The organism is Vibrio sp. 10N.286.49.C3, assembly GCF_041469545.1.
GTDB lineage: Bacteria > Pseudomonadota > Gammaproteobacteria > Enterobacterales > Vibrionaceae > Vibrio > Vibrio tasmaniensis_A.
Genome location: NZ_JBFRKT010000014.1, coordinates 1 through 5,606, shown reverse-complemented (window position 1 = coordinate 5,606; position 5,606 = coordinate 1). Strand labels below are relative to the sequence as shown.

General features: G+C 45.8%; 3 protein-coding genes and 2 tRNA genes. 3 read left to right on the top strand and 2 right to left on the bottom strand.

Going from position 1 to position 5,606, the window contains the following annotated elements; genetic code table 11:
* Positions 1 to 54: 54 nt before the first annotated feature.
* Positions 55 to 139, bottom strand: a tRNA-Tyr gene (locus AB4180_RS07545).
* Between the two features lie 103 nt (positions 140 to 242).
* Positions 243 to 327 (bottom strand) — tRNA-Tyr (locus AB4180_RS07540).
* 551 nt (positions 328 to 878) lie between these two features.
* Here AB4180_RS07540 and AB4180_RS07535 point away from each other — a divergent pair.
* The 3 genes from AB4180_RS07535 (at position 879) to AB4180_RS07525 (ending at position 5,530) form a co-directional block, all read left to right on the top strand.
* A complete protein-coding gene (locus AB4180_RS07535; RefSeq protein ID WP_116927948.1) occupies positions 879 to 1,955 on the top strand; it encodes an efflux RND transporter periplasmic adaptor subunit in 1,077 nt (358 codons plus the stop codon).
* Positions 1,955 to 5,068: a vibriobactin export RND transporter permease subunit VexH gene (gene vexH / locus AB4180_RS07530; protein WP_102250586.1), complete on the top strand. Its 3,114-nt coding sequence runs from the start codon at positions 1,955 to 1,957 to the stop codon at positions 5,066 to 5,068. The genes AB4180_RS07535 and vexH overlap by 1 nt, the downstream gene beginning before the upstream one ends.
* A 141-nt stretch (positions 5,069 to 5,209) precedes the next feature.
* Positions 5,210 to 5,530, top strand: coding sequence for a DUF1244 domain-containing protein (locus tag AB4180_RS07525; RefSeq protein WP_102250587.1), 321 nt, complete (start codon positions 5,210 to 5,212; stop codon positions 5,528 to 5,530).
* The last annotated feature ends 76 nt before the right edge of the window (positions 5,531 to 5,606 follow it).

The following is a 5,606-nucleotide window of genomic DNA, read 5'->3' as shown; positions in this document are numbered from 1 at the left end:
ATAAGCCCATCAATCAGGTTGTTCTCTTAACTCTCGAAAGAGGTAAGAAGAATATGGTGGAGGGAGACGGATTCGAACCATCGAAGGCAGTGCCGGCAGATTTACAGTCTGCTCCCTTTGGCCACTCGGGAACCCCTCCAGGGTGTGTCTTACTCTTCACAAAGTAAGCCTAAATTGATGTTTTCCCATAAGCCCATCAATCAGGTTGTTCTCTTAACTCTCGAAAGAGGTAAGAAGAAATATGGTGGAGGGAGACGGATTCGAACCATCGAAGGCAGTGCCGGCAGATTTACAGTCTGCTCCCTTTGGCCACTCGGGAACCCCTCCAGGGTGTTTTTCCTAACTCATAATGGATAGGCTAAAGAGATGTTTTTCCCAACGCATCTCTCAAGTGCGGAGCGCATCATAGCAAACACGTTAAACCTGTAAAGGGTTTTTCTTATGGTTTTGTGTTAAATGCTGCCTTTTTGGGCAAAGATGGCGAAAAGTACGCATATTGCTCGTGAAGTGAACATCTGTAATAAGATTTACGTACTGATAGGTAACACCTTGAGGTAATTAGCTTTCTGTATCGTGTTTGGTTCGTGTCATTCGTCATGAAACGTCAATTGAATTTAACTTAGATTTACACTTCTTGACGTTACAGCATTCATCAGTTGATAGAATACGGTTAATTTCATTTATAGATAATAATACCAATCGTAGTAAATAATTGGTCACCCTAGCTGGTTAAAACGCTCGATAACTGCGTTAAGAATTTTGATTGTAGAATAACTACTTATCGAAAACCTCTGCCTTGTTCTCAAGTCTTTTCCCTGCGCTATTTCTGACCGCTTACCTATTGTGATTGGTATAAACCTTACTTGCAGACCATTATTATGAAGCATAAAACTGTTTTAACCCTGCTTAGCTTGTCTATCATTATGGCGTCTCCAGCCGCACTAGCGAAACGTATGGGCCCTAGCACGGTCACTGTTGTTACCGAGCAAGTTGATATTCACCAAGTTAGCCAGTCTCTTTCTTTGGTCGGTAAGTTAGAAGCCGAGCAATCTGTAATGATCACTTCTGAAGTGGCTGGCAGAGTGAACTCTATTAACATCAAAGCCAATCAAGATGTCACCAAAGGGCAGATGTTGGTTCAACTCGATGACGACAAAGCAAAAGCAGCAGTTGCAGAAGCACAAGCATATTTAAAAGATGAAAAGCGTAAGCTTGCAGAATTTCAACGACTAGTGAAACGTAACGCGATCACTCAAACTGAAATTGACGCTCAGAAAACTAACGTAGAGATCGCCAATGCTCGTCTAGCTGCCGCTAATGCCAACCTGAAAGATCTACATATCAGTGCACCTTTCTCTGGTACGGTCGGTTTTATCGACTTTAGCCGCGGCAAAATGGTGACATCGGGTACAGAGCTCGTGACGTTAGATGACTTGTCTGTGATGCAGTTAGATCTTCAGATTCCTGAGCGCTACCTTTCTAAACTGTCTAAAGGTATGACAGTAACGGCTCGCACCAGTGCGTGGGGCGATACTCAGTTCACGGGAACTGTGGTGGGTATTGATTCTCGCATTAACGCCGAAACTTTGAACCTTCGAGTTCGAATCCACTTCGATAACAACAATGATTACCTAAAACCGGGCATGTTAGTGGCGGCTGATATGGACTTCCCACCAGTAGAAGCCCCAATCATTCCAGTTCAAGCGCTTGAGTATTCAGGCACTAAGCGTTTCGTTTATGTTATTGGCGAAGATAACAAAGCGACTCGTACCGAAGTATTCCTCGGGGCTCGTCTTGATAACGAAGTCGTGATCGAAAAAGGTATCGAGATTGGTCAGAAGATCGTAGTGCAAGGTATCGTGAACATGCGTGACGGTGTTTTGGTTCAAGAACTTGCCGTTAATCGCCCTGCTAAACTTGATGAAAATACAGCAGCACAAGAAGGCGCTAACTAATGTTGTTATCTGATGTTTCTGTGAAGAGACCAGTAGCGGCAGTTGTATTGAGCCTGCTTTTGGTTGTGTTTGGTATTGTCTCTTTCAATAAGCTTGCCGTTCGTGAAATGCCCGATATTGAAAGCCCGGTGGTATCGATCAGTACTCGTTATGAAGGTGCATCTGCCACCATCATTGAAAGCCAAATCACCTCCAACCTTGAAGACCAGTTATCTGGCATCAGTGGTATCGATGAAATCGAATCTACGACACGAAACGGGTCGTCACGAATCACTATCACCTTTGAACTTGGTTATGACCTCAATACCGGTGTCAGTGATGTGCGTGATGCGGTAGCGCGTGCTCAGCGTTCGTTGCCAGATGAAGCCGATGACCCGATTGTTTACAAAAACAATGGTAGTGGTGAAGCGTCGGTTTACATCAATTTAAGCTCAACTGAGATGGATCGAACGCAGTTAACCGACTACACCGAACGTGTGTTGATTGACCGCTTTAGTTTGATCTCTGGTGTGAGCTCGGTGGATATTTCTGGCGGTTTGTACAAAGTCATGTACGTGAAGCTGAAACCCGCGTTAATGGCGGGTCGTGGTGTTACCGCCTCTGATATTACACAAGCCCTACGTAACGAGAACATTGAAAGCCCGGGTGGCGAAGTGCGTAACGATGCGATTGTGATGTCGGTTCGTACTGCTCGTTCATATACTGAAGCCAAAGATTTCGAATACTTAGTGGTGAAACGTGCCTCTGATAACACACCTATCTACTTGAAAGATGTAGCGGATGTTTACATTGGCGCAGAAAACGAGAACTCGACCTTTAAGAGTGACGGCGTTGTTAACGTCAGTATGGGCATTGTGCCACAGTCTGATGCCAACCCACTTGAGGTGGCTGACTTAGTCCATAAAGAAGTAGAAGCGATTCAAAAGTTCTTGCCTGACGGAACTCGCTTGGCGATTGATTATGACTCCACTGTCTTTATCGACCGTTCGATCTCAGAGGTTTACAGCACACTCTTTATTACGGGTGGTTTGGTTATCCTCGTGCTTTACGTCTTCATTGGCCAAGCGCGTGCAACGCTGATTCCAGCCGTGACGGTTCCTGTGTCGCTAATCTCGTCGTTTATTGCGGCGTACTACTTTGGCTTCTCTATCAACCTCATCACCTTGATGGCACTTATCCTGTCTATCGGTTTGGTGGTCGATGATGCGATTGTGGTGGTTGAGAATATTTTCCACCACATTGAACGTGGCGAATCACCATTGCTTGCGGCTTATAAAGGGACACGTGAAGTAGGCTTTGCAGTAATCGCAACCACGCTAGTACTGGTCATGGTGTTCCTACCAATCTCGTTTATGGACGGTATGGTAGGCCTTCTGTTTACTGAGTTCTCGGTACTTTTGGCGATGTCGGTGATCTTCTCGTCTGTCATAGCATTAACCTTGACGCCGGTTCTGGGCAGCAAGATCTTAAAAGCGAACGTGAAACCTAATCGCTTCAATCAATTTGTAGAACGTGTGTTTGGCAAGCTAGAAGCCGGATACAAAGCGGTATTGCGCCGTGCTTTAAACTGGCGTTGGGCAGCTCCAATCATCATTATTGCGTGTATGGGCGGTAGTTATGGTTTGATGCAACAAGTGCCGTCGCAACTGACGCCACAAGAAGACCGTGGTGTTATCTTTGCGTTTGTTCGTGGTGCCGATGCAACCAGTTACAACCGAATGTCTGCCAACATGGACATCGTTGAAGAGCGCCTAATGCCGCTGCTTGGTCAAGGATTCTTGAAGTCATTCAGCATTCAATCGCCAGCGTTTGGTGGTAATGCGGGCGACCAAACGGGCTTCGTTATCATGATCCTGGAAGATTGGGATGAACGTGAAGAGACAGCACAACAAGCCTTGGGCGAGGTACGTAAGTCTTTAGCGGGTATTCCTGATGTACGTGTGTTCCCGTTCATGCCAGGCTTCCGTGGTGGTTCGAGTGAGCCTGTGCAATTTGTACTGGGTGGCTCTGATTACTCTGAGCTTCAGAAATGGGGCGAACTGTTAAAGCAAGCCGCTGAAGACTCGCCAATGATGGAAGGTGCGGACATCGATTACTCTGAGAAAACACCAGAGCTGTTGGTAACCGTAGATAAGCAACGTGCAGCCGAGCTAGGTGTGAGTGTTTCGGATATTTCAGATACGTTAGAAATCATGCTGGGCGGTAAGAGTGAAACGACGTTCGTTGAACGTGGTGAAGAGTACGACGTTTACCTGCGTGGCGATGAAAACAGTTTTAACAATGCCAATGACTTAAGCCAAATCTACATGCGAACTCAGTCTGGTGAATTGGTGACACTCGATACTCTAACGCATATTGAAGAAGTAGCGTCCTCGATTCGTTTATCGCACTACAACAAGCAGAAATCGGTGACCATCAAAGCGAACCTAATGGAAGGTTACACGCTGGGTGATGCTTTGGATTTCCTTGATGAACAAGCGATTGAGCAGCTACCGGGTGATATTTCAGTAAGCTACTCAGGCGAGTCTAAAGACTTCAAAGAGAACCAATCGAGCATCTTAGTGGTGTTTGCGTTAGCGATGTTGGTGGCGTACTTGGTACTCGCGGCGCAATTTGAAAGCTTCATCAACCCGCTGGTGGTGATGTTCACCGTACCTATGGGTATCTTTGGTGGCTTCTTAGGCTTGGTGTTGATGAGTCAAGGGCTCAACGTTTACAGCCAGATCGGTATGATTATGTTGATCGGTATGGTGACCAAAAACGGCATCTTGATCGTCGAATTTGCCAACCAACTTCGAGATCGTGGTATTGAGTTTGAAAAGGCGATCATTGATGCTTCAGCTCGACGTCTACGTCCAATATTGATGACGGCGTTCACGACATTAGCCGGTGCAATTCCATTGATTACCTCAACGGGCGCAGGTTATGAAAGCCGAGTGGCAGTGGGTACGGTTATCTTCTTCGGTATGGGCTTCGCGACACTGGTCACTCTGTTCGTGATCCCTGCGATGTACCGACTGATTTCCGGCTCAACACGCTCTCCGGGTCACGTGGAAGCGGAGCTTAATAAAGAACTCAGCCATGATAACGTGGGAAGAAGCAGTCACGGTTAATGAACACGCACGCTTAATGAGCACGGAATAGTGTAACAATATTGAAAAGCCTGCGTTTGCTCCTAGCGAATTGCAGGCTTTTTTTGTATAACACACAGAGCTCAATGAATTAGTACAATAAATCGAATAAAGGAAAGTAAAGTGGCTGAATTTAAATACAAAGATCTTTCTCAAGAAGAACAAGACAAGCTGGATGCAGCAACCTTTCGTCGCCTGTTAGTACACCTAGACAACAACAAAGATGTCCAAAACATCGACCTGATGATCTTGGCTGGCTTTTGCCGTAACTGTTTTAGTAAGTGGTACAAAGCAGAAGCTGAACAACAAGGCTTAGACTTGGATATCGATGACGCTCGTGAGCGCGTATATGGCATGACTTACGATGAGTGGAAACAAAACCATCAACCAAAAGCGACGCCTGAACAACTAGCGGCATTTGAAGCGAAGCAGAAGCCAGAGTAATTTGTTCTCGTTAGTGATTGATTAACAGAACAAACAAAAAAGAGCCCATCAAGGGCTAATGCCGATCAGTTAAAGC